The organism is Burkholderia sp. LMG 13014 (assembly GCF_905232215.1).
Classification (GTDB): Bacteria; Pseudomonadota; Gammaproteobacteria; order Burkholderiales; family Burkholderiaceae; genus Burkholderia.
The window spans coordinates 1-3,241 of the sequence record NZ_CAJNKE010000636.1; the positions used below are offsets into that span (position 1 = coordinate 1).

Genomic DNA, 3,241 nt, shown 5'->3' on the forward strand with positions numbered 1-3,241 from the left:
CGCTCAGGCCGTGCTGCGGGCGATGCCACGCGAACGCGGCGGCCGCGAACAGGGCGAGCCAGATCGTGGCGGACGGAAGGAGCGAAAGGGACATGACAGGTGCGGCATTCGTCGGACGAGACGCCGCGCATCATACAGCAGCCGTCTTGCGATGCCGGCCGGGCGCGGTTAGCGGCCGGCGGTTTCGGTGACGCCGTCGCGACCCGGGATATGGACGCTGTTGCGCACGCGCATCCGCCGCCGGTACCAGAACGTCCACATCAGCAGGCAGCCGAACACGGCATAGCCGATGATCGGCGACACGACCAGCACGCGTTCGACCGGCCAGGTCACGACCATCCAGAGGCGCAGCAGCATTTCCAGCGTCATGAACGCACCCCAGACGAAGGTCATCCGCCGGAGCATCTGCCGCAGCCCCGGCTGCGCGTCCCAGACGGCTTCGAAATGCGCGGCGCCGCCGTCCATCTCGCGGGCGATGGTGGCGCGGGCGAGATAGAAGATCAACGGGCGTTCGCGGAACAGCGACAGCAGGAACACGACGCCGATCGTGCCCGACGCGAGCGACTCGCGCATCAGCAACGTGCGCGGGCTGCCGCCGAGCGCCATTCCGATGATCGACAGCGCGATGCCGAGCAGCACGATGGCCGCCACCGCATCGACGCGGCGCGAGCGGATGAATTCGACGATCGACCAGATGATCGGCGGGACCGCCGATGCGTACAGCGCGCCGGTTTCGCCGAAATACGGCTGCGCGGCCCGATAGGCAACCCACGGCAGCACCAGGTTGACGAAGAGTTCGAGAATCAGTCCGGCTCGCGGTTTCACGGTGCGCCATTCCACGCAGGTTGGGGCGAACGTTCAAAGGGCGTGGTGGCCCCCGGTTGCCCCGAAAAGGGTTCGGTCCAGTATATCGAAGAAACGGGCCGGGCTGCGGCGTCGCAGCGGCCGGTTGCCGGTGGCGCCATCGTCATGGATTCGCCGCCGCGGGTAGCGTGATCGTGACCGTGGTGCCTTGCAGCACGACACTGTGCACATGGATGTTGCCCTCATGCCGCTCGACGACTGCCTTGACGAACGCCATGCCGAGCCCGACGCCGCTGGTTTCCGGCTGGCCGGCGGTGCGGAAGCGCCGGTAGCGCTCGAACAGCCGCATCTGGTCCGCACTGCCGATCCCGCAGCCGCTGTCGCGGATCGTGCAGCGCACGGTCGTGCCGTCGGCACCCGGCTCGACCTTGCATTCGACGCTCGTCAGCGGCGCGCTGTACTTGATCGCGTTGTCGAGCACGTTGATCAGCGCGCGCGACAGCAGCGCCGGGTCGCCCAGCACGATCGTGTCGTCGCGCCGCGGCACGTCGTCGATCGACATGGATTTCCGGTGCGCGAGCGGCCACACCGCGTCGCGCGCCTCGTTCATCAGGTCGGCGAGGTTGACCGGCACGCGTTCGTATTCGCTGGCCTCCGCACGCGAGAGCTGCGCGAACCCGTCGGCCATGGCCAGCGTGTGCCGCGCCAGTTTGCCGATTCTCGCGAACTGCAGCTTCGTCGGTGCATCGCCCGCCCGGTGCGCCTGCGTGTCGATCAGGATGATCAGCGATGTCAGCGGTGCGCGCATGTCGTGCGAGAACAGCGTCAGCATGTCGTTGCGCTGGCGCTCGAGCATGTCGCGGCGCACCGTCGCGTTGCGCAACGTTTCCAGCGCGTCATGGATGCGCGAGATCTCGGGCCCGATGCCGCGCGGCATCGCGACGTGCGACGTATCGCCGTCGCTGAGCGCGACGATCCGGCGGCCGAGCGCATCGAGCGGCTTCGACAGCATCCGCTGCGTGGCGCGCGCGAGCGAGACCAGGATCGCGATGCACAGTGCCGTGGCGAACGACGACAACCCGACCTTGATCCGGGCGGCGTTCCGGTCGCCGATCGCGCGGCGCCGGGCCAGGTCGATCACGCGGTCGCGCAGCAGTTCGCTCGGCCGGAAATGCGGCACGATCGCGCGGGAAAACTCGGCCGCGCTCATCGTATAGGCGCCGTTCCGGCCGCTGGCGACCGTCGCGTCGACGAGCGGCAGGATGTGCGCGTCGAAGGCCGTGTTGAGCTGCGCATAGTCGCGTGCCACGTCGGGGTCGTCGAGCTGCGCGCCGATCGCGCCGTCGATCAGCGCGCGCAATTGCTCGATGCGGCCGCGCATCCGCATGATGTCCGCGAACTGCGTGCGATCGAGCGCCTGCCGCGCGAACATCGGCGCGATGAGCAGCGAGCCCGTGCGGCCCGCGTATTCCCGGAGATCGCCGAGGAGCCGCGCCAGCAGGATCGCACCCGACGTGCGCGGGGCGCGCATCGCGGTGTCGGTCATCGCGCCGTCGATCAGCAGCGACAGCGTGTCGACGACCCGGAACAGGTGTGCTTGCGCGTGCTGGATATCGTCGACGGTGCGTGACGCGAGCGGCCGCGCGTCGAGTGCATCGACTTCCGCACGCGCATCGGCGAGCGTCATCCGGGCCGAGTCGAGTGCCTGCAGCAGCTTGCCGCGTTCGCGATCGTCGAGCGCGGTCGCCTGCGCGATGCCGGCGTGAAAGCGTTCCAGCGCCCGGTCGGAACGCGCACGCGCGGCGAGCAGGTTGCGGGCCTCGGTGGCGCCGTCGTCCTGCAGGCGGACCAGCAGGTTGTTCGTCGGGCCGCGCTCGGCCGAGATCACGTTGGCGGCGCGCATCGCCCCGCGGACGAATTCGAAGCTCTGCAGGTCGGCGTTCTCCTGCCGGTATTGCCGGAAACTCCCCCAGATGATCGTGCCGCACAGCAAGGCCAGCAGCGTTGTGACGAGTGCGAAGCCGATGTGCGTCTTCTGCTGGATCGTCAGCGATCGAATGTTGTATGCGTGTTCTCGGTTAAACGAGAATGATCGATTCATGACACACCATGTTTGCAAGCTATCCCGGGTGGGCCCGTATTCTCTGCCTGTCTGCGCCGTGACGCCGTAAGGTTTTTGTGGGGGAGGGAGCCGCCTTCACGGGGCGGCAACGATCTCGGCCGGGAAGCCTGAGCGTGCCTGGCACAGGATCGCCTTGCGTCAATGTCCTGTCGACACCGAACGAATCGCGCTTGATCCGGAGAAACCCTGATCGCGTATCGGGCCCGTGGCGCGTGACGGTGGATGGTTTGGATTCCGAATGTATTGAAGCGTCGTGCCCGACCGGTACGCGGCTTCGAGTCCGCTTCGGACGACGGCAGCAAGGCAGGGAGGGGG

At 67.8% G+C, this 3,241-nt stretch carries 2 protein-coding genes and 1 pseudogene; all 3 read right to left on the minus strand.

The genetic code is table 11. The features are described from left to right. Positions 1–94 (minus strand): annotated as a pseudogene (locus tag JYJ84_RS38595) (CPBP family intramembrane glutamate endopeptidase); the annotation flags it as partial. A gap of 74 nt (positions 95–168) precedes the next feature. Then, entirely contained in the window at positions 169–825 is a 657-nt protein-coding gene (locus tag JYJ84_RS32260; RefSeq protein WP_122949537.1) for a VC0807 family protein, read from the minus strand. Between the two features lie 142 nt (positions 826–967). Further along, positions 968–2,905, minus strand: a complete 1,938-nt coding sequence (locus JYJ84_RS32265; protein WP_122947257.1) for a HAMP domain-containing histidine kinase — start codon at positions 2,903–2,905, stop codon at positions 968–970. Positions 2,906–3,241 lie beyond the last annotated feature (336 nt).